This is a genomic window from Petralouisia sp. (assembly GCF_056822245.1).
On the sequence record NZ_JBQIOP010000008.1, the window covers coordinates 20,798 to 41,095 of the forward strand.

At 47.6% G+C, this 20,298-nt stretch carries 17 protein-coding genes and 1 tRNA gene; 2 read left to right on the plus strand and 16 right to left on the minus strand.

Annotated features, from left to right (window positions below; translation table 11 throughout):
* Positions 1-10: 10 nt before the first annotated feature.
* From ACTO17_RS04750 to ACTO17_RS04760, 3 genes are read right to left on the minus strand one after another with little or no spacing between them, the layout of a single operon-like run.
* On the minus strand, positions 11-1,591 hold the full coding sequence (locus tag ACTO17_RS04750; protein ID WP_482557074.1) for an efflux RND transporter periplasmic adaptor subunit: 1,581 nt from the start codon (positions 1,589-1,591) through the stop codon (positions 11-13).
* A complete protein-coding gene (locus ACTO17_RS04755) occupies positions 1,584-2,276 on the minus strand; it encodes an ABC transporter ATP-binding protein (RefSeq protein WP_172539027.1) in 693 nt (230 codons plus the stop codon). Before ACTO17_RS04755 ends, ACTO17_RS04750 begins: the two co-directional genes overlap by 8 nt.
* Positions 2,273-3,742, minus strand: coding sequence for an efflux RND transporter periplasmic adaptor subunit (locus ACTO17_RS04760; RefSeq protein ID WP_482557075.1), 1,470 nt, complete (start codon positions 3,740-3,742; stop codon positions 2,273-2,275). Before ACTO17_RS04760 ends, ACTO17_RS04755 begins: the two co-directional genes overlap by 4 nt.
* Before the next feature lie 249 nt (positions 3,743-3,991).
* On the opposite strand from ACTO17_RS04760, the gene ACTO17_RS04765 reads away from it, so the two are divergent.
* On the plus strand, positions 3,992-5,677 hold the full coding sequence (locus ACTO17_RS04765; protein WP_482557076.1) for a methyl-accepting chemotaxis protein: 1,686 nt from the start codon (positions 3,992-3,994) through the stop codon (positions 5,675-5,677).
* Positions 5,678-5,753: 76 nt separating this feature from the next.
* Here ACTO17_RS04765 and glyA read toward each other — a convergent pair whose 3' ends face one another.
* The 8 genes from glyA to ACTO17_RS04805 all read right to left on the minus strand — a co-directional run bounded on the left by glyA (position 5,754) and on the right by ACTO17_RS04805 (position 15,043).
* Positions 5,754-6,992, minus strand: coding sequence for a serine hydroxymethyltransferase (glyA, locus tag ACTO17_RS04770; RefSeq protein WP_482557077.1), 1,239 nt, complete (start codon positions 6,990-6,992; stop codon positions 5,754-5,756).
* Positions 6,993-7,101: 109 nt separating this feature from the next.
* Positions 7,102-7,398, minus strand: a complete 297-nt coding sequence (locus tag ACTO17_RS04775; RefSeq protein ID WP_482557078.1) for a DUF1294 domain-containing protein — start codon at positions 7,396-7,398, stop codon at positions 7,102-7,104.
* 5 nt (positions 7,399-7,403) lie between these two features.
* On the minus strand, positions 7,404-8,252 hold the full coding sequence (locus ACTO17_RS04780) for a DUF368 domain-containing protein (RefSeq protein ID WP_482557079.1): 849 nt from the start codon (positions 8,250-8,252) through the stop codon (positions 7,404-7,406).
* Positions 8,249-9,313 (minus strand): histidinol-phosphate transaminase, encoded by a 1,065-nt coding sequence (hisC, locus tag ACTO17_RS04785; protein ID WP_482557080.1) that lies wholly within the window; start codon positions 9,311-9,313, stop codon positions 8,249-8,251. Before hisC ends, ACTO17_RS04780 begins: the two co-directional genes overlap by 4 nt.
* 109 nt (positions 9,314-9,422) lie before the next feature.
* Positions 9,423-10,625 (minus strand): pyridoxal phosphate-dependent aminotransferase, encoded by a 1,203-nt coding sequence (locus ACTO17_RS04790; protein ID WP_482557081.1) that lies wholly within the window; start codon positions 10,623-10,625, stop codon positions 9,423-9,425.
* A gap of 22 nt (positions 10,626-10,647) precedes the next feature.
* The gene (locus ACTO17_RS04795) at positions 10,648-11,772 is read right to left on the minus strand and encodes a glycoside hydrolase family 53 protein (protein WP_482557082.1); all 1,125 of its coding nucleotides are present in this window, start codon (positions 11,770-11,772) and stop codon (positions 10,648-10,650) included.
* A 30-nt stretch (positions 11,773-11,802) separates the two neighbouring features.
* Positions 11,803-13,155, minus strand: coding sequence for an ABC transporter substrate-binding protein (locus tag ACTO17_RS04800; RefSeq protein WP_482557083.1), 1,353 nt, complete (start codon positions 13,153-13,155; stop codon positions 11,803-11,805).
* Positions 13,156-13,192: 37 nt separating this feature from the next.
* A complete protein-coding gene (locus ACTO17_RS04805) occupies positions 13,193-15,043 on the minus strand; it encodes a L,D-transpeptidase family protein (protein ID WP_482557084.1) in 1,851 nt (616 codons plus the stop codon).
* A gap of 179 nt (positions 15,044-15,222) precedes the next feature.
* On the opposite strand from ACTO17_RS04805, the gene ACTO17_RS04810 reads away from it, so the two are divergent.
* Positions 15,223-15,297: transfer RNA gene (locus ACTO17_RS04810), tRNA-Pro, on the plus strand.
* A 191-nt stretch (positions 15,298-15,488) separates the two neighbouring features.
* On the opposite strand, the gene ACTO17_RS04815 is transcribed toward ACTO17_RS04810, so the two are convergent.
* The 5 genes from ACTO17_RS04815 to aspS all read right to left on the minus strand — a co-directional run bounded on the left by ACTO17_RS04815 (position 15,489) and on the right by aspS (position 20,287).
* Positions 15,489-16,169, minus strand: a complete 681-nt coding sequence (locus ACTO17_RS04815) for a phosphatase PAP2 family protein (protein ID WP_482557085.1) — start codon at positions 16,167-16,169, stop codon at positions 15,489-15,491.
* 203 nt (positions 16,170-16,372) lie between these two features.
* Entirely contained in the window at positions 16,373-17,071 is a 699-nt protein-coding gene (locus ACTO17_RS04820) for a 5'-methylthioadenosine/adenosylhomocysteine nucleosidase (protein ID WP_482557086.1), read from the minus strand.
* Between the two features lie 66 nt (positions 17,072-17,137).
* Positions 17,138-17,617, minus strand: coding sequence for an S-ribosylhomocysteine lyase (locus ACTO17_RS04825; protein WP_482557087.1), 480 nt, complete (start codon positions 17,615-17,617; stop codon positions 17,138-17,140).
* A gap of 88 nt (positions 17,618-17,705) precedes the next feature.
* Positions 17,706-18,347: an HAD family hydrolase gene (locus ACTO17_RS04830; RefSeq protein ID WP_482557088.1), complete on the minus strand. Its 642-nt coding sequence runs from the start codon at positions 18,345-18,347 to the stop codon at positions 17,706-17,708.
* Between the two features lie 140 nt (positions 18,348-18,487).
* Positions 18,488-20,287, minus strand: coding sequence for an aspartate--tRNA ligase (gene aspS / locus ACTO17_RS04835; protein ID WP_482557089.1), 1,800 nt, complete (start codon positions 20,285-20,287; stop codon positions 18,488-18,490).
* Between the last annotated feature and the right edge of the window lie 11 nt (positions 20,288-20,298).

A 20,298-nucleotide genomic window follows, 5' to 3' on the forward strand; every position in this document is an offset into this window, starting at 1 on the left:
TCCCTCCGGGTTACTCAGGTTCTGTTACCTTTACGCCCTCTTTGGCAGTTTTGCCATAAGGAAAAGCAACTCTGTCCTCCATGGTCAGCCCTGACAAAACCTCCACGGCCTGTCCCCAAATGGTCTTTCCGGTCTGGATATACTGTTTTACCAACAGATCGTTCTCGTCCGCCTTCAGCACATATTTCCTGCCGTCCTCCTCCCGGACATATGCCTTATCCAGATAAATCCCGTCGCTTTCCTGGGTATTTGACATGGTCAGATCCACATATTCCCCGTTGCGCAGCCCTTCTGTATTCTCAATATACGCCGTATACGGGTAATATGAGACATTGGGATTTCCCTCTCCGTAAGCGTTGCTGTTGTCCATTGGATACTGGGAAATCTCTGTTATTTCGGCCTCAAAATTCTGTCCGCTCTCCCAGGAATTGGCATATACCTTCTGTCCTACTTTAATTTCCTCAAGCTGCAGTTCACTTAAAGAACCGCTGACATACAATCCTTCTGAGCCGGACACCGTTAAAAACGGCTCTCCGGAAGGAGGATCATCCTTATCGGCAACGCCTTTTACCACGCCGTTAAAGGCTGCTTTTACCACGCCGTCTCCGGAAACCTTCTTCATCTGCTCCAGTTCCAGTTCTTCTTTCCGTTTGCTCAGATCCAAATCCCGGATTTCTTCTTCTTTTTCTTTAATCATAGAGGATAATTCCTCCGCCGTATAGCCTTCCGGTTCCTCGGGCTCCTCCGGCTCTATGATATCCGGCTCTTCTGGTTCTATGATATCCGGCTCTTCCGGTTCTTCCTCTATCATCTGGGAACGGGTCCGGACCGACCATTTGGAATCTTCATCAAGTCTGGGAAAACCGCTTTCGCCGCTGATTTCCCAGGAAGTGATTAACTTGCCTGCAAATTCATTATTCTTATGTATTTCCAGGCTTACGTATATGGGATCGTCCTCGTCTGCGGACAGGCTGTTGATAAATTCTCCAAACACAAAGCACTCCTGGGTGCACAGATAAATGTATGGTTTTTCCTCTGTTCCCTTTCCCTTATTGGGTTTGGAAGTACTGGTAATATAATTGTATGCATTTTTCGTTTTCTGAGGCGGCAGCGGCACAGGCGTAGGTTCCGGTTCTTCCGGCATGGGTTCCGGCTCCAGCTCTTCCGGTTCTTCCGGTCTGGGCGATACAGGAGTGGTGGATTTCAGCTTTGAAAGCTGCTGTTTGGCCGCCTCTAACCTGCTGGTTATCGTAGAAACGTCCAGCTCCTTCATTTCCAATTCCAGATTTGACATGGTCATATCATACGTAATCAGGGGATCTCCCGCTTTCACTTCCTGTCCCTCTTCCACATGGACTTCGGCAATGACTTTATCTTCCAGGGCATATACATCCTGCGACGAATCATTGGTCACAATGCCGGAACTGCTCATCTCATTTTCATAGTAATACATATTCAATTCTGACACATAATGCACTTCCGCTTTCTGATTCTTGTTCTGATAATTCTGATATGCTTTGATTCCACCGAAAACTGCGGCACCGACAACGCCAAGGGATATCACTGTAATGATAACTGCTTTCTTACTCATTCTCCGCCTCCTCGCTGTTTCCTTCTGTAATCATGCCGTCAATAATGTGTACCGTCCGTTTCGCCCTGGAAGCTATCTTCGGGTCATGGGTAATCATCACAATGGTTACCCCTTCTTCGTTCAGCTTCTGAAACAGCTCCATAATCTGTTCTCCCGACTTGGAATCCAATGCTCCGGTAGGCTCGTCTGCCAGAAGGATTTTTGGATTGTTCACCATGGCTCTGGCAATGGCTACCCTCTGTTTCTGGCCGCCGGAGAGCTGGGTGGGCTTAAAGGTCACCCGGTCTCCCAGTCCTACCCGCTCCAGGGCCTGGGCCGCCCGTTCTTTTCTCTCTTTTTTCTTAATTCCGGCATAGCTTAAAGGCAGCGCCACATTTTCCAGGGCGGACTGCCTGGAAAGAAGCTGAAAGCTCTGAAACACAAATCCAATGCTGCGCAGCCGCAGGTCAGACATATCCTTATCTTTGCATTTGAGCACATCCTCTCCTGCAAGCTGATAAGTTCCGGAAGTGGGACGGTCCAGACATCCGATAATATTCATCAGCGTTGTCTTTCCAGAACCGGAAGGCCCCATGATTGCCACATATTCCCCTTCTTCCACCTGGAGGGATACGTCCTTCAGCACCGGAACCACCAGTTTATCCTGCTGATAATCTTTAAATATATTCTGCAAATCCAATATCATTCCTGTTCTTCCTCTCCGCCTTCTGATTCGTCCTCTGAAGAATCTTCTTCTCCGTCTCCTGATTCATCTTCTGAGGAACCTTCCTCTCCATCTCCTGATTCATCCAACAAAAAATCTCCGTCTCCTGAATCATCAAATCTGCCTTCTGGCAAATCATCTATCATCTCATCCGACACATCTTCGGAGGACTCGTCTGACACGCCCTCCTCATCCGGCGTTTCACTATCTTCTGAATTCTCTCCGTCCTCTCCTTCTTCTCCTTCCTGGTTATACAGAGGAGAAGAATAGTCAACCTCCGCAATATCCGTCACAGTAGCTACGCCTTCATACAGGCCCTCCATCGGAAATGCAATGGCGTCTTTTTCAGTGAGCCCTCCGGTTATCTCATAAGCTCCCAGCTCCTCATCATATTCTCCCAGCTCCACGGTTCTCTTCTCCAGCTTATCTTTGTCGTTGGAAGCCCATACATAAGCCTCCCCTTCTTCCTGGACAATATATCCTTCAAAGAGCCAGATTCCTTCTTTTTCCACAGTCTGGCCTTCGTCCATCTCAATAAAAAGATGCTGTCCCATCATAAGGCCCTCGGTAGATTCCAATGTGATATAGAAGGGATATTTTGTGGCTTTCTCTGTCCCGCTTCCGGAATCCATCATATACATATCGTTGTCGCTTTTTTCTTCATTCTGGGTGTCAATTTTGCTGATCGTTCCGTTCCAGGTCTGTTCCTCATTCACTCTGGAACGGAGAATCACCGGCTGTTCTTCAGACAGAAACTGTACATTTGTCTCACTGACTGTTCCTTTTACCCGGTAGTCGCCTACTGCAAGAACTGTCATATAAGCAGCAGCTTCCCCGGACATATCGGTTCCTGATTCATTGATGGCTTTCACCACCCCTGCAATCTTACTGGTAACCACTGCTTTTTCCATAGATTCCTGCTTCTTCTGAATCTCTGCCTTCTTGCTTTCAATGTTGTATTCCGTCTGTTTAATGGTGTTCTGTTTCTCCTGGATATCTGCCGTATATTCAAATCTTTCTGATTCCGCAGCGGAATTTTTCTCCCGGGAAAGCTGATTGATCTGGTTCTGGAGATTGGTAATGTCATTCTGCATGCCTTCCAGTTCAAGCTGCGCCTGCTGAATCTCTCCCTGCACCTCGTCCATGTCATATTCAAACAGCGGCGTTCCCTCTTCTACGGAATCTCCTTCTTTTACAAAGACTTCCTTAATCTCCCGTTCCGAATCCTTATTCACATCCCAGGTTTCCTGGGCTTCCACAACGCCGGAATAACGGCTCTGACTTCCGGAATTTGCAGAAGTCAGGGACGAAACCGTCTCCACATATACTTTATCCGCACTGTTTCCTGCTCCGCCGTTTCCTTTCAGGTAATACCATGCCGCCGCTCCGGTCACTGCAAGAGCTACCGCCGCCACAGCGGTAATAACACCTACTTTCTTTTTGTTCATATTCGTCCTCCTAAAATTTATGTATCATATTTTTCTCTTATTGTCCCGCCATTATCTTATCACAAAACCTTGATAATTCCTAATAAAAATTCTTAAATTTTTCTTAAAAGAAAGTCACCGGGCCTTTTATTTCCATATATTAATTTACAATTATGGGTTGAAATTTCTTCCCTGTTTCTGTAAACTGATACTTATAACATTAATTTACGTACTGCAAAACATTCGGTACATACCGGGAGGAACACAACTATGAAGAAAACCATCAGCCAATCCATGTTATCCTTTATTTTAAATGGAATTTCTATTCTGGCCCTTATATTTCTAATGAGCTCGCTTCTGTCCTACGGCAGTGTGAGCCGGAAATTAAATACCGCCAATGAACAGCGGTTCAGCCTGACATACAACGCCAACCGTTTTATGAACGGCTCTGCCTACCTTACCAATGAAGTGCGGGCATTCGCCTCCACAGGACAGCAGGAGCATTATGACAATTACTGGAATGAAGTAGATAATCTGAAAAACCGGGACAAAGGCGTTGAGGCCATGCAGAAAATCGGCATCACCTCTGAAGAACAGGCTATGATCGATCAGATGTCTGATTTATCCAATACGCTGGTTCCTCTGGAGGACGAAGCCATGAAAAATGTCCAGGCCGGAAATATGCAGGCCGCTTTAGATTATGTGTACGGCTCAGATTACAATTCTTCCATTGCCCAGATTAATGCCATCAAGGAACAGTTTCTTTCAGCTCTGGATGCCAGAACACTGGCAAAGGTGGAAACGCTGGAGCGAAATGCCAGAGCCATTGAAGGCGCCATGTTTTTTGCCCTTGCCGTTGTTGCCATTATGCAGCTGATCAGCATGATAACCACCAGGAGACGGGTACTGCGTCCGGTGATTGCAATCCGGGATCAGATGGGGGAAATCTCAAAGGGAAATCTCTCCTCAGACTTTCCTTTAAAACCCAGCACTTCTGAAATCGGAATGCTGGTAGCCTCCATTCATGAGACAAAACAGGAATTGAAAAAATATATCCATGACATTGATTCCAAGCTTTCTGAAATGGCTGAGGGAAATATGGATCTTGTTATCAGCGATGATTACAGGGGTGAATTCTTACCCATTCAAAATGCCATGCGCCAGATTGTGGATTCTTTGAATCTTGCACTGTCCAAAATCAACCTGACAGCAGAGCAGGTATCGGAAGAATCCTGCCGTATGGCTGAGGACGCCCAGATTCTTTCCAGCGGAGCAGTGGCACAGGCTTCTGCTGTCCAGGAATTATCTGCCAGCATTCAGGAATTATCCACCCAGGTGGACCGCACCTCAGAAGACGCCGACAACGCCCAGAGATGTTCTACAGACGCTGCGTCGCTGCTGATGGCAAGCAACAAGAAAATGGCTGATCTGGCTTCAGCCATGGAGGATATTTCCAATGCCTCCCAGGAAATCGGCGGCATTATCAAGACCATTGAGGATATTTCCTTCCAGACAAATATTCTGGCGCTGAACGCTGCCGTGGAAGCTGCCCGGGCCGGAGAAGCCGGCAAGGGATTTGCGGTGGTTGCAGAGGAAGTGCAGAGCCTGGCTAATAAGAGCTCTTCTTCCGCCAAAGATATCACGGAACTGATTGAGAATTCCATCAAGATGATTAAGCAGGGAACCTCCCTGACCACAGATACCACCAAGTCTCTGGCCGACGTTATGGTAGGCGCAAAACAGGCTACCGACCTGATTGAACATATTGCCGGTTCCGCCACGCAGCAGGCTCAGGCGCTGCATCAGCTTACCGCCGGAATGGAGCAGATTGCCGGAGTGGTTCAGACCAATGCAAGCACTGCGGAGAAATCCGCCGCTTCTGCGAAGGAGCTCCATAACCAGTCTGAGGAATTAAAGGTTTCTGTACATAAGTTCCGTTTAAGAAAACACAGATAGACACGGTTTGCAAACACTGCAGACAATCCTTCATAAAAAAAACCAGCGGGAATTCCGCTGGTTTTTTATAAGGGGCTTAGATCAATGGATACTTGTCCGTTAATTCCTTCACCATTCTGCGCACTTCTTCTGAAGCCGCTTCCCCTTCTTTAATCATTCTGGCAATGCACTCGGCCGTCTTGTCCATATCCTCCTGACCAAAGCCTCTGGAGGTAATGGCCGGCGTTCCGAGACGGATACCGCTTGTGACAAACGGAGACTTGGGATCGTTTGGAATCGTGTTCTTATTGCTGGTAATATTGACAGAATCCAGTAATTTCTCCACAGCCTTTCCAGTCAAATCATAGGGGCTCAGATCCACCAACATCAGATGATTATCTGTTCCGCCGGACACAAGCTTAATCTCCCGATTCATCAATCCACTGGCAAGGGCCTGTGCATTTTTTACAATATTCTGCTGATATTCTTTAAAACTGTCCTCTAACGCTTCCTTAAAGCATACCGCCTTTGCGGCAATCACATGCATCAGCGGGCCGCCCTGGGTTCCCGGGAAAATAGCTTTGTTAAAATTGAATTTCTCCGCCAGCTCCTGGCTTGCCAGAATCATACCGCCTCTGGGCCCCCGCAGCGTCTTGTGGGTGGTTGTAGTCACCACATGGGCATACGGAATGGGGCTTGGGTGAAGTCCTGCCGCCACAAGGCCGGCAATATGCGCCATATCTACCATCAAATAAGCGCCTGCTTCATCGGCAATTTCCCGAAAACGTTTAAAATCTATGGTTCTGGCATAAGCGCTTGCCCCTGCAATGATCAATTTGGGCCTGCACTCCAGCGCCGTTTCCCGTACTTTCTCATAATCAATATATCCCTCGTCATTCACTCCGTAAGGCACAATCTTGAAATAGGTGCCGGAAAAGTTCACAGGGCTTCCGTGAGTCAGATGTCCGCCGTGATCCAGATTCATTCCCATCACTGTATCGCCTGGTTCTAACATGGCAAACTGCACCGCCATATTTGCCTGGGCGCCGGAATGGGGCTGCACATTGGCATATTCACAGCCGAACAGTTCTTTTGCCCGCTGAATTGCCAGGTTTTCCACCACATCCACACATTCGCATCCGCCGTAATAGCGTTTTCCCGGATATCCTTCTGCATATTTGTTTGTCATCGGGCTTCCCATTGCCGCCATAACCGCCTTGCTGACCCAGTTTTCAGAGGCAATCAGTTCGATATGGCTGTTCTGTCTCTCCATCTCTGCAGTAATGGCGTCCGCCACCTGAGGATCTGCTTTCTTTACTTCGTCAAATGAATACATAGGTTCTTTCCTTTCTTTTGTCATATGGTGTTGTTTCACAAAATATTAACTGCCAAAAATATACAGCCCAAAGCCCGCCGGAGCATGGGCTAAGCAGCATGATAGCAGTTTAATATTTAAATGTCAATAACCAGGCCGCCGCTGCCTGGACTGCCAGAATCAGCGGCATTCCCGCTGCAAAATACCAATGCCTGGTCTTATGACGGAACACATACATGCCCGCCCAGGCTCCCAGGCTGCCGCCTGCAATGGCGATTCCAAAGAGCGTCCGTTCCGCAATCCGCCATTTCTTATGCTTCGCTTTCCATTTATCCAGTCCCATCAGGGCAAATCCCATCAGATTTATGAAAATCAGATACAGCATCAGCCCGTATTCCACTTTGAGTTCCTGCTGCCACACACCCATTTTTCTTACTCTTCCCCTAACTTCAGGGCTATCACAACCCCTGCCGCCAATGAGGCAATTCCCGTAAGAACCGCCATAAAATTTATTGCTCCGAAGCTGTTCATCAGCAAAATGGCAATGGGTGACGCTGCAATCAGCCCGATAATCGCCCAGTAAGCATGCTCCGGAAATTTCACAAATATAACCTCAATGATCTTGGCAATGGCAAAAATTCCAACCACCACTCCGATTCCAAAAGGCACCAATACCTGACAGCCTTCCAAAAGCCCCTGGATATTGAAATCCAGAAGATTGTCGATAAAACGGTTGATTTCCGTCAAAATCGGGTTGTAATATCCCATCAGCATCAGCATCATGGAACCGCTGACCCCGGGGATTACCATAGTAGCGGAAGCCACTACTCCCACACCCAGAAGCTTTATCACATTCAGCAGACTGAAGCTTAAATCGGCGGCCGCGCCTTCCTGTTCTCCCATCAGCGCAAGCCCTGTCACAAGCACAAAAAACAGCAAAAATGACAGGAGATGGCCCAGTCTTACCGTTTTGCCCTTCACCTTTTTCGCCATGGCAGGCAGTCCGCCTACAATCAGGCCGATAAACAGCAGGTTTGTCTGAAAAGGCGCTTTGTCAAACATAATCTCAATCACACGGGCCAGCGCCACTAAGCCGATGCCCGCCCCGATCACAATGGGAATCAGCACCTGCATGCTTTTCTTAAATTCAGACATAAGATGGGTGGCCGCATGGATCATCTTATCGTAAATGCCCATGGACACTGCCATGGTGCCGCCGCTGACGCCGGGAATAATATTTGCAATTCCAATTACGACGCCTTTTAAAATCATTCGAATCATACGTTTTCTCCTAAATAGCGTTCCAGAAAATGGATCAGCCCAACCATCTCCTGATCGGTTCCGATGGAGATTCTCAGATAATTATTGATCCTGGGTTTGTTAAAATAACGCACATAAATATCTGCCTGCTTCAATGCCTCAAACAGCTCTCTTGCCGGACGCTTTGGATGGGATGCAAAAATAAAATTGCTTTTAGAATCCAGACAGGAGAATCCCAGCCTGCGCAATTCTTTTTTCGTCCACTCTCTGGTATTGATTATTTTCTGTAAGGTTTCTCTGAAATATGTATCATCTTTGATGGCTTCTGTTCCGGCCGCCAGAGCCGCCGCGCTCATGGTATAGGAATTAAAGGAATATTTGGCGTCATTCAGATAGCCAATCAGCCTTTCATTTCCGATGGCAAAACCGATTCTCATGCCTGCCAGGCTTCTGGATTTGGAAAAAGTCTGAACCACCAGCAGATTCTCATACTTCGGGAGTAATGATAACGCAGAAGTCCCTCCAAAGTCAATATATGCTTCATCAATTATTACAATTACTTCCGGATTTGCTGCAATCACCTCTTCCAGTTCTTCCAGATTCTTCTCTATTCCAGTGGGCGCATTGGGATTGGGGATTACAATTCCGCCGCACTCCCTGATATAATCTTCGGTCCGGATCTGAAATTCATCATTCAGCTTCGGACACTCGTAGGGAACGCCGAACAGTTCTGCCCATACATCGTAAAAAGAATAGGTAATGTCCGGAAACAGCACAGGCTTCCCGCTGTTAAAAAAGGTCAGAAAACTCATAGCCAGTACGTCGTCAGACCCTACGCCCACAAATACCTGCTCTTTTGCGACGCCGTAATAATCTGCCAAAGCCTGAACCAGCATCCCGGCGGCAGGGTCCGGATATCTCCTCAGCCGGCCGGCGTCCAGCTCCTGAAGGGCTTTTGTGACACCGGGAGCCGGCGGGTATGGATTTTCATTGGTATTAAGCTTTATCATATTGGGGCGGTCAGGCTGCTCTCCGGGGGTATAGGGGGTTACCCTGCGTATATTTTTTTCCCAGGCAATCATGGTGGTTCCTCCTAGTCTCTGTTTTTTATATGAAAAGATATAAAACTTCTGCTGCTGTCTCTCCAACCGGCTTCAGGATGCTTCTGTATTCTTCTGCTGCCGCTGTCTCTCAAACCGGCTTCAGGATGCTTCTGTATTCTTCTGCCAGTGTTTCAAAGGCAGGCAGCGAGCGTTTCAGCATCTCATAGGAAACACAGTAGGCAAGCCTTACATAGCCCGGACAGGAGAAGGCGCTTCCGCCAACCAGCAGAATATGATGCTTTTTGGCAGCCTCCACAAATTTCTTTTCTTCCGGCTCCGGAGATTTAAGAAACAGATAAAAAGCGCCCTGGGGCCTGACACAGGTAAAACCAAGTTCTGTCAGCTTCCCATAAATTAATTTGCGGTTTCTGTCATAATAATCCACATCGGTCCTGGCATCCAGAGACGTGATCAACGCTTTCTGCATCAGGGAAGGGGCATTGACAAATCCCAGAATCCGGTTGGCCACCGACAGCCCCTGTATGGCCTGATCACAGTCTGCCATCTGAGGACTGACCGCTATATAGCCGATCCGTTCTCCGGGTATGGACAGTGACTTGCTGAAAGAATAGGTGACAAAGGTATTGTCATAGTATTTTGTCAGAAAGGGAACAGCATTTCCGTCATAGACCAGTTCCCGGTAAGGTTCATCCGATACCAGATAAATCTCATGTCCGTATTCCTTCTGCTTTTCCTCCAAAACAGCGGCAATTTTCTGTATGGTGTCCTCAGAATATACAACGCCGGTGGGATTTACCGGATTATTGATGATAATTCCCTTCGTTTCAGGCGTAATCTTTGCCTTTAAATCCTCCAGATCCGGCTGAAATGTGTCGGTATCCGGCTTTACCTCCCGCAAAATCCCCTGATGGTTGGCCGTATAGCCCCGGTATTCTCCAAAATAGGGCGCAAGCGCAAGCACCTCATCTCCGGGGTCTAAAATAGTTTTAAACACTACGTTCAGCGCGCCTGCCGCTCCAACTGTCATTACAATATGGCGTTCCTCAAACTCCGTTCCAAATCTCTGATTCAGGTGTCCGGCCACTGCCCGGCGGGTTTCAGGATACCCCGCGTTATCCATATATCCATGAAGCTCCAGGGAATTTTCTGTCTGGACAGCCTCTATAATTGCCTGATTATACTGCTGCGGAACAGGGGTCATAGGATTTCCAAGGCTGAAATCGTATACATTTTCTGCCCCTATCCGCTTCGCCAGTTCTTTTCCTTCCAAAAACATGGCGCGGATGGCAGAACTTCCCGCCACTTCCTGCTGCATCTGTTTCGAAATCATAGATATCTCCTCCTTTACCGCTCTAGAATTTTTTGATCACATCCAAGGCAGGCAGAGGCCTGCCCTGGTAGTCAAACAAGGCCTGATTTGCCCACTGATTGCCGCAGGGGCCCGGAGCTTTCATGTATTTCAGAGAAGCCTCGGCAGCCCATCCGCTGCCCGGCACCGGAATCCATGCCGGCTCCCAGTAGAAAAATCCTCTGCCCAGTCCCTTCGGCGTTTCGGACACCCGTTTCATGAACTCCTGCATAAAATCCGACTGCCCCTGCTTTGTCACCGGATACTCAGCTCTGGCCGCAAGTTCCGGTTTTATAGCCATTCCGCTGCGTTTCAGAGGTTCCAGTTTTTCATAAGCTGCGTAATCCTCCATGGTATGCCCCATAGAAACCTCTGCCACCACCAGTTCCTTGCCGTAGCGGAGGGCAAGATCATGCATGTTATACTCCAAATCTGCCAGAGAGCCGTGCCGGAAGGGATCATAAGATAAGCCGATGAGGTCGAAATCTTCTCCGTCGTTGGCAAAATAATTGTCAAACCACTCCCGGTACAGTTCATTGTCCCCGCCGTTGTCCAGATGAATCATAATCGGAATCTCCGGATCGATATCCCGCACCCCATGGATTCCGGCATTGACCAACATCGCAATGGTCTCATAATCGGGACGTTTTCCATCCGGCCACAGAAGCCCGTTGGACAGTTCATTGCCCACCTGTATCATATCCGGAAATACCCCTTCTCTCTGGAACTCCCGCAGAACGGCCACCGTGTAGTCATACACGGCGGATTCCAACCGTTTACCGGTAAAATCCGCCCAGGCTTTGGGCTTAATCTGCCTGCCCGAATCTGCCCAGAAATCGCTGTAATGCAGATTCAGCAGGAGCTCCATGCCCTGCTCCTGCACCCGTTTTGCCAGTTCCATGGCTGTATCCAGATCATTGGTTCCTGCTCCGTACGGCTCCCCTTCCGAAGAATAAGGATTATTCCAGAGGCGGATGCGGATGGCATTGGCGCCATATTCCCGCAAAACAGAAATCAGATTTCTTTCGTCTCCGTCTTTGTCATAAAAAACTGCTCCCAGCCTTTCCAACTCCGGCAGGGAGGAAATATCCATTCCTTTGATAAATTTTTTGTCTGAAATACTTCCCATATTGATTCCCTCTGTTATTTATTCTAACTTTTACTGCTCCATAAGTCTTTCCAACGTATTCTGTACAATTTCAAGCTCAGATCCAATGTCAGATCCGCCTATCACATTCCGAACCGCCATTGCAACAGCATCTCTTCCTTCATAGTAATAAACGCCTGTATTGTTTCTGGGGCATTTGCCTGCATACTCAGTAATTTTCTGAAATACAGTATCTCCGCCGTAGAATTCCGAAGGCTTCTTGTATACATTGGAATCACCTGCCGGAAGATAAGCCGCCAAAGCCCCGGTGCTTTGCAGAATGGTTTCATAAAATTCAACGCTTCCGGCAAATGTAGATTTCAGGAAATCTTCTGCCAGCTCCGGGTTTCTGCAGTTGGCAGTAATTGCCCAGGAAGCTCCGCCGTTATTAGAATAGTTGGTGGCTCCGTCAATACCGGCTAATCTGGGTATATTGGTCAGCCCCCACTTTCCGCTCTGATCTTCTGCAGACTGGATGGAAGCCATGATCCAGCATCCATTGATGGTTCCTGCCGCTGTCCCGGCCGTAAGGGTCTGAACATATTCATCCCAGCTGTTTACCCGTTTGCAAACGCCGGCTTCTATCATCTGCTGATAAATTTCCATAGCTTTCTCTAAAGCTTCATTGCCGACTATTTGAGAATTTCCATCATCGTCAAATATAGAAACTCCGCAGGACTGAAGCATCATCATAATCACGTCAGGTTCGCCGGACTGGCAGGAAAGCAAAGGCCTGCCTGTTTTTTCCAACACAATTTTGCCCATTTCCAGATATTCATCCCAGGTAATATCTGTGAAATCATCCAGCGTCAATCCAGCCTCTTTCAAAATATCTGTCCTATAGCACGCTATGGCAGCGCCGTTGTCGAAAGGAACGCCGTAGTTCTTGCCGTCAATGACTGAATAAAGGGTTTTTGCCTGGCCGAACTGGCTGAAATCAATGCCGCTGTCCGTCAAATCCATAAATATTTCCGGAAAAGAAATGACGTTCTTCTGAAACGCGTTATCCTGTATCAGTATAATATCCGGCAGAATCTCCATTGCGCCGTCCCCTGCCGCTGTTATCAGTGCGCTCTGAATATCATCCCAGGATGTCTCCACTATGTTCATGGTAAACTCCGGATGTTCTGCCTGATAAACGATACTGGCTTCTTCCATTGCGTAAATGTTGAATTTCGAATCCCAGCACCATACCGTTAAGGGATTCTCCTCTTCGTTTTCCTCTTCCGCATTGTTTCCCTCAACATCTCCGCCCTGATTGATATCCGTCATCTGTCCGCTGTCTTTTTCATTGCTGCCGCAGCCGACCAGCATACTTACAGCCATTGCCGCACAGAGCAAGGCGGTCATGCTTTTTTTCTTCATATGTTGTTTTCCTCTCACTCTTCCTTCTCCGCTGCCCTTATTCTTCTTCCTGTTCCTTCTCCGCTTTCTTTAATTCCTCAATTCTCTGCTCCGCTTCTGTCAGCACATTGTAATTCCCCACCTTTGCCCTGGCCGCTTCCGACAGGCCGTTGTACTGTTTGCGGATTTTCTCTATGGTTCCCTTCATATCCAGGGTAATCTCCTGGCCTGCCAGCTGGTTGATGGCGTCAATGACAGGCTGCGCTTCTGCCTGGGCCTGCTGATCTGCCGCCGCTTCCGCTTCAAGCTGTGCAATTCTGGCCTCTGCCGCCTCTAAGGAACCATAATTGCTGACATAGCCTCTGGCTGAGCCGTCTAGGCCATTGTACTGGTTTCTGGCATTGATCACCGCCTCTTTGCTCTCTAAGGTAACCTCACCCAGACTGTCTATTAACTGAATGACTGCAGCAGCCGCTTCCTGGGCTTTTGCTTTCGCGCTCTCAGAGCCGGGCAAATGGTACACCAGTACGGCGCATCCTGCCTCTATATTTTCAAACAATGTCTGGGCCGCGCTGTAAGGCATGTTGACACAGCCGTGGGAGCCGCCTCTTTTATAGTAGTTTCCGCCGAAATCTCTGCGCCAGTTGGCGTCATGGAAGCCTACGCCCCCGTTAAAAGGCATCCAGAAGGATACCGGTGTGGCATACCCCTCCCCGCGAAGAGTCTTATCCCGCTGTTTATAATACAGTCCGAAGGCTCCGGGCGGCGTACTCCATCCCTTTGCATCATTTCCAGATACAAAATCCGTCTCAACCACCAATGAGCCGTTTTTATAGTAGTACATATGCTGGGCTGTCAGATTTACCTCCACATACGTATCGCCATAATCGTTGCCGGCCCTGCTGTTGGCCGTCTGGGAATAAGCCGGCTCTTTTGTCAGAACTTCTCCCTTTTTGATATGCTCTTTCAATGCCTCCGCTTCTGCTTCTTTATCCATTTTCCATCCGTAATCCCCTCCGCTTACGGTCACTTCTGTTCCGTAGGAGGATTTCAGTTTTTTGGATCTGCCTGCCGTGTTGTATGTATCCGCCAGATTTGCAATATATTCTTCTATTTTTTCCTGTGAGATCTTTGCCTTGTACTTTTTATCGGATGAGATCCACTGGCTGATGGTTTTTCCGTTAAGAACCTCCTGACTGTCCCCAAAATCATAGGTGATTGAAGTTTTTACATACTGATTCATGGTTTCTGCCAGTTTCACTACTTTTTTGGATTCACTGGTATACTTGGGCTTTACATAGCATTCCTCTTCTGCCAGGGAAATCTGATCCTGGAGGTTCAGAACAGATTTTTCCAACACTTCAAAAAACTTCTCTTCATCCACGACGGTTCCTTCTTCCTCCGGAATAATGGTATAACCGTCCTTTTCCGAATATTCTGAAATAATGGCATTCTCTGCCTTCCTCATCTGGGATTCATCCATAAGCTCCAGGTTCTTCGCTTCCTCCTGCAGCGCATCCCTGTCGTATTCCACCATGGTTTCCACTTCTATCTCTGAAGGCCCGAAAAGATATGCAGGCCAGAAGAATTCCTTCTGTTTTTTCAGTTCAACCTCCAGTCTGCCGTCAAATACCGGCCTCAGGCCAATTTTCGTTCCCTGAATCACTTCGGCCGTCCCTTCTCTGGGCTCTAATTCAATCTGATATCCGTCAATCTCTTCCGTAATCAGCCGTTCCACTGCCTTTATAGTTTTTCCGGACGCCGAAACGCCGTTGATTGTGGTTCCCGGAAGAAAATGTTTGCTGAAAAAAACGGCGATTCCCAGATACACTGTTAAAGATATTAAGAAGATAAAGCCGGCAATCATCAGCCCTTTGTGTTTTCTGTTGCTTTTCTTTGCTGTACTCATATATTCTGCCTTTCTCATTTGCAGTTTTTCTGCTTTTAACGGATGTGAGAAATTATACGGAATTTCTCACATACTCTATGTTCCATTATAATTCTATTTTCCATAAAGTCAAATGATTTCAATATTCAAAATTTAACAGTTGCTTTTTGTTTTTTCCTGTGTTATAATAGACAAGTATTCGGGGTATGGCTCAGCTTGGCTAGAGCGCACGGCTGGGGGCCGTGAGGTCGCAGGTTCGAATCCTGTTACCCCGATTTTTGTTTTGCAATTATGGAAAACAAATTTATTCCGTTGGACATCCTTTTAAAGAAAGAACCTCTGCAGTATTTTGCGATACTGCAGAGGTTCTTTCTTAATATTACTCCGTCGATATTTAACCGCCGGAGTAATATATATGCAGGAAAAGCCTGCCGTACAAAGAGTGGCCCTCCTGCATGTTCCCTATTCAGCTGTTTATCTCAGGATACCGCCGCTGATACACGCGCCTTCTGCCGGTCAGCAGCTCTCCGCCGTACACCAGCGTATACATGACAACAGCCATAATACATCCGGTAATCACATCAAAAACAGAATGTTGTTTTAAAAACACGGTTGACGCAACAATAGAAGCCATCACTGCAAAAGAACTTCTCCGAATCCACTTTTTCTCCTTCAGCTTCTCGCTGTGCATCACGGACAGATGCACCCCGATGGAATTATATACATGAATGCTGGGAAACAGATTGGTAGGCGTATCTACCATATATAATCCCTTCACCATTGTAACAAAGATATTGTCCCGCTCAAATACCCTTGGACGCAGGTAATGCCCGTTGGGATATATTGTGGATACCACCAGAAATACCGTCATTCCCACAAACAGAAATATACAGAGCTTATAATAATCCTGCACATCCTTAAAGAAGAAATACACGACCGCCAAAGCCACATACCCGAACCACAAAAAATAGGGTACCACAAAAATTTCCAGAAATGGAATGTAATCGTCTATCGGCATATGTATCACATGGAAGCGTCTGGTAACCGTCTGCTCTAAATAGGCGAACCATGGCAGATACATGATAAAGTACGATAAAATCCACCCATGCCGGTAACGATGCAGCAGCTCTTTCATTGTTTCTTTCATAAAACCCACCCTTTTTCTTTCTATCTGTCATTATCTCACTGGATTATAGCACAGGAAATCCCGGGAAACAATGAATTTTTCATGAATTAAGAAAATCTTATAAAACATGACGGAAAACATAGATTTCAAAAGGAAAGAATCCGGCATTTTTATTCGGGCAATGACAAAAAGGCTGCCTGTTCCTGTATATGAAAATACAAAAATCAGATCTCCGGCAGCATATGCTCCACCAGTCTGGCGGAATGGGCTGCCGCTGCTTTCTCAAAAGAGGGGTAATCCAGCTGGGCGCTGTCGTCCGCCTTATCGGAGATAGCCCGGATAATCACAAACGGCACACGGTTCAGGTATGCGGTATGAGCAATGGACGCTCCCTCCATTTCCACACAGTATCCCTGGAAATTCCTGATAATATCTTCCTTTACCTGCTTATCGCTGATAAACTGATCGCCGCTGACAATTCTTCCCCGGTATACGCCGATGTCAGGGTTCACTTCTTTGCAGCAAGACACCGCAAGCTGCGCCAAATGCTGATCCGCCCGAAAGGCCAAACAGCCCATCTGGGGCACCTCGCCCAAAGGATAGCCGAATACCCGCACATCCACATCATGGTGAAGGGCGTCGGTGGACACCACAATGTCTCCGATATTGATTTCATTTTTCAAAGAGCCGGCAACACCTGTATTGATAATGTGAGACACCTCAAAGGAATCACACAAAATCTGCGTGCAGACAGCTGCGTTTACTTTGCCGATTCCGCTTCTTACAATCACCGCGGGCGTGTTATTTAATTTCCCTTCCAGAAATTCCATGGAAGCCTTCTCCATAATGCGGTGAATTTCCATTTTCTCTTTCAGCGCTTCCACTTCCAGTTCCATGGCGCCGATAATCCCTACTTTTTTCATTCTGTTCTCCTATTTGCTGCAGAGCTGCATTTAAAAAACGGCAGCCTGCAGCCATTCTCCTGATATTTATTCCGGATATACCAGATGTTTTTGATCAATACCGTACAATGTATGGTCTAAATAACGGCCGGCCAGATATTTCGCCATTCCGAGATTCATATCCAGATAATTGCCGCAGTCTTTGGGGCTTGCGCCAGGCACCTCGCCCTGAAAATCCCGGATAAATTCATACATGCCCGTCACCAGCTTCACAACCTCTGAGGACTCATAATCTCCTGCCAAAAGCAGATAAAATCCTGTCCGGCATCCCATAGGGCCGAAATACACAATCTTTTCCTTATATTCCGGATCGTTGCGCAGATAAGTAGCTGCCAGATGCTCTATGGTATGTACTTCTGCCGTATTCATCACCGGCTCGTCATTGGGAGAGGTCATCCGCAAATCAAAGGTGGTTACGGTTTCACTTCCGATATGATCCTTTCTGGAAACATAGATTCCAGGTTCCAGTTTGATATGATCTATGGTAAAGCTTGCTATTTTTTCCATGATTTCCTCCATTATGTCCATGTCCTGTTTCAGCAGTCACAAAAAACTGCCCCTATAAGAATCCACATGAGCCTGCATGTCCAGCTCGTTATGACTGAAAAAATTCTACCACCATTTCCGGAAGCTGAGACAGTTCTGTAATATAAGGAACTTCCTCCTGCACAGAGCCATAGCCGGTTCTGGCATGGATAAAAGGAACCTCCGCCTCCACTGCAGCATAGTAATCTCCCTGGATATCTCCCACATAGACAGACTGCTCCAGCTGATTCCGTTCCACTACGGCGCAGATATTGCGTCCCTTCTCTCTTCCCGTCCTGCCGAAGCATTCAAAATCATCAAAATATTTTTCCAGTTTATGATACTCTAAAAACGCTTCAATATATCCTGCCTGGCAATTGCTGACAATATACAGGTGATACCCCTGATCCTTTAACTGGCAGAGGGTCTCTTCCAGGCCGGGCATCAGCGTTCCGCCATGGCTTCTGATGTATTCATTTTCTCTCATACAGCAATAGGTCAGCATTTCCCGCCGTTCTTTCATTGGAAATTCTGAGAAAAGAATGTCTGAAATCTCATACATGCTCTTCCCCATTACCTCCTGAATCATATCTGCTGTTATTACTTTCTCTATATCGAAATGTTCATCCAGAGATTTTTCCCAGGATGCCGCCACTCCTTCGGATGAATCCCACAGTGTTCCATCCAGATCAAATAAGATACCTTTCTTCATGTATGGTTCCTCCTTCTGCATCAAAGTGCCGATGCGCTTTTTCTATTTTAGCACGTTTTTTCTGCAAAGTCCATATGGCATCTGGCCTGGCGTCCATTATTTTCCTGCATCTGCACTGACATTCATGCCCCGCAAATGGATTATTCCTCTGTCGGTTCCTCCCGGGTAAATGACAAAGCCAGCTCCTCCAACTGTTTTTCTTCCACTGCTCCCGGCGCGTCTGTCATCAGACAGGAGGCATCTTTCACCTTGGGGAATGCAATCACGTCCCGGATCGAATCGCACTGCATCATCAGCATCACCATACGGTCCAACCCATAGGCAAGCCCTGCATGGGGCGGAACTCCGTATTTAAAAGCGTTCAGCAAAAATCCAAACTGCTCATGGGCCCGCTCTTTGGTAAAGCCCAGTACCTCCAACATTTTTTCCTGAATATCATCCTGGTGGATACGGACGGAACCGCCGCCCAGTTCTGTGCCGTTTAATACAATATCGTATGCTTTTGCGCGCACTGCCCCCGGATCGGAGTCGATCTTATCCCAATCCTCTTCCATGGGCATGGTAAAGGGGTGATGCATGGCCATAAAGCGGTTTTCCTCCTCAGACCACTCAAGCAGCGGAAATTCTGTCACCCAGAGGAAGCTGTACTGGTTTTTGTCCATCAGTCCCAGCTCCCTGGCAAGCTCCAGCCGGAGCGCCCCCAGCACATCCCAGACTATTTTATTCTTATCTGCCGCAAACAGCAGTAAGTCTCCCGGCTCTCCCTGCATCCGCTCCACCAGGGCTTTCAACTCTTCTTCCGTCATAAATTTTGCAAAGGAGGACTTATAGGAGCCGTCCTCATTGACTGCAAGATATGCCAGTCCTTTTGCGCCGTAGCCTTTGGCAAACTCCACCAGCTTGTCAATTTTCTTTCTGGGCATAGCTCCCTGCCCCTTGGCATTGATGCCCCGGACGGAACCGCCCTGCTCCAAAGCCCCGGTAAATACACCGAAGCCGCAGCCTTTTACCGCTTCTGAAACATCTGTCAGTTCCATGCCGAAACGGGTATCCGGTTTGTCGCTGCCATAGCGGTCCATAGCTTCCTGCCAGCTCATTCTTGGAATAGGAAGAGAAATCTCAAGGCCGATGGCTTCCCGAAATACATACTGCAGCAAACGTTCATTGACATCAATCACATCATCCACATCTACAAACGACAGCTCCATATCTGCCTGGGTAAATTCCGGCTGACGGTCTGCCCGCAAATCCTCATCCCGAAAACACCTTGCTATCTGAAAATACCGATCATAACCGGAGCACATCAACAGCTGCTTAAATAACTGGGGAGACTGGGGCAGCGCATAGAAGGTTCCCGGATGCACACGGCTTGGCACCAGATAATCTCTGGCCCCTTCCGGCGTGGATTTGGTCAGAATGGGCGTTTCGATTTCCAGAAATCCTTCCCGGTCCATAAAATTTCTCAAAAGCATTGCCACCTTGCTTTTCATCATCATATTCCGCTGAATGTCCGGCCGGCGCAAATCCAGATACCGGTAACGAAGCCGCATATCCTCTTTGGTCTGGGAATTTTCTTCAATGGGGAAAGGCGGCGTCTCGGATTCTGACAAAATCCGGATGCTTTCTGCAATCACTTCAATATCCCCGGTTTTCAGATTCTCATTGACGGCGGCCGTCCTCTTCTCCACAGTTCCTGTCACGGCAATTACAAATTCACTCCGCAGAGATTCTGCCTTGGCAAATCCTTCGCTTCCCACCTTGGGCTCGTCAAATACTATCTGAAGCAGGCCGGAGCGATCCCGCAAATCTATAAAAATCAAGCTTCCCAGATTTCTTCGTTTCTGTACCCAGCCCATCACGGTGATCTGCTGACCGATATTGCTGTTTGACACTTCTGTGCATCTGTGGCTTCTGTGCAGCCCTTTCATTGACTCTGCCATAATTCTTCCTC

Excerpts from the sequence above, each read along its gene's own strand:
- ACTO17_RS04825 (WP_482557087.1), bottom strand. The coding sequence starts at position 17,617 with ATGGAAAAAATAGCAAGCTTTACCATAGATCATATCAAACTGGAACCT.
- ACTO17_RS04795 (WP_482557082.1), bottom strand. The coding sequence starts at position 11,772 with ATGGGAAGTATTTCAGACAAAAAATTTATCAAAGGAATGGATATTTCC.
- ACTO17_RS04815 (WP_482557085.1), bottom strand. The coding sequence starts at position 16,169 with ATGAAAGAAACAATGAAAGAGCTGCTGCATCGTTACCGGCATGGGTGG.
- ACTO17_RS04775 (WP_482557078.1), bottom strand. The coding sequence starts at position 7,398 with ATGGGTGTGTGGCAGCAGGAACTCAAAGTGGAATACGGGCTGATGCTG.
- ACTO17_RS04820 (WP_482557086.1), bottom strand. The coding sequence starts at position 17,071 with ATGAAAAAAGTAGGGATTATCGGCGCCATGGAACTGGAAGTGGAAGCG.
- ACTO17_RS04800 (WP_482557083.1), bottom strand. The coding sequence starts at position 13,155 with ATGAAGAAAAAAAGCATGACCGCCTTGCTCTGTGCGGCAATGGCTGTA.
- ACTO17_RS04780 (WP_482557079.1), bottom strand. The coding sequence starts at position 8,252 with ATGATTCGAATGATTTTAAAAGGCGTCGTAATTGGAATTGCAAATATT.
- aspS (WP_482557089.1), bottom strand. The coding sequence starts at position 20,287 with ATGGCAGAGTCAATGAAAGGGCTGCACAGAAGCCACAGATGCACAGAA.
- hisC (WP_482557080.1), bottom strand. The coding sequence starts at position 9,313 with ATGATTGCCTGGGAAAAAAATATACGCAGGGTAACCCCCTATACCCCC.
- ACTO17_RS04790 (WP_482557081.1), bottom strand. The coding sequence starts at position 10,625 with ATGATTTCGAAACAGATGCAGCAGGAAGTGGCGGGAAGTTCTGCCATC.
- glyA (WP_482557077.1), bottom strand. The coding sequence starts at position 6,992 with ATGTATTCATTTGACGAAGTAAAGAAAGCAGATCCTCAGGTGGCGGAC.
- ACTO17_RS04750 (WP_482557074.1), bottom strand. The coding sequence starts at position 1,591 with ATGAGTAAGAAAGCAGTTATCATTACAGTGATATCCCTTGGCGTTGTC.
- ACTO17_RS04755 (WP_172539027.1), bottom strand. The coding sequence starts at position 2,276 with ATGATATTGGATTTGCAGAATATATTTAAAGATTATCAGCAGGATAAA.
- ACTO17_RS04805 (WP_482557084.1), bottom strand. The coding sequence starts at position 15,043 with ATGAGTACAGCAAAGAAAAGCAACAGAAAACACAAAGGGCTGATGATT.
- ACTO17_RS04765 (WP_482557076.1), top strand. The coding sequence starts at position 3,992 with ATGAAGAAAACCATCAGCCAATCCATGTTATCCTTTATTTTAAATGGA.
- ACTO17_RS04760 (WP_482557075.1), bottom strand. The coding sequence starts at position 3,742 with ATGAACAAAAAGAAAGTAGGTGTTATTACCGCTGTGGCGGCGGTAGCT.
- ACTO17_RS04830 (WP_482557088.1), bottom strand. The coding sequence starts at position 18,347 with ATGAAGAAAGGTATCTTATTTGATCTGGATGGAACACTGTGGGATTCA.